At 72.7% G+C, this 260-nt stretch carries 1 protein-coding gene; it reads left to right on the plus strand.

The window, feature by feature from the left end; translation table 11 throughout:
- On the plus strand, positions 1-260 hold a 260-nt coding region (locus tag IF11_RS37530; protein WP_037729557.1), incomplete at both ends, for a PEP/pyruvate-binding domain-containing protein.

The raw sequence follows: 260 nt of genomic DNA on the forward strand, positions 1-260 counted from the left end.
CGCCGTCGATCGACGATCGGCTCGATCAGCTGTCGCGCCTGAACCCGGACGACCGGGAGGCGATCCGCACGCTCAGCGCGCGGATCCGCCGGACCATCGAAGGGATCACCATCCCGGGCGATCTCGCGGCGGCGGTCACCCGCGCGCTCGCCCAGCTCGGCGAGCAGGCCGCCTACGCCGTCCGATCCAGCGCCACGGCAGAGGACCTGCCGACGGCCTCCTTCGCCGGCCAGCAGGACACGTACCTGAACGTCGTGGGG

Source organism: Streptomyces scopuliridis RB72 (genome assembly GCF_000718095.1).
Taxonomy (GTDB): domain Bacteria; phylum Actinomycetota; class Actinomycetes; order Streptomycetales; family Streptomycetaceae; genus Streptomyces; species Streptomyces scopuliridis.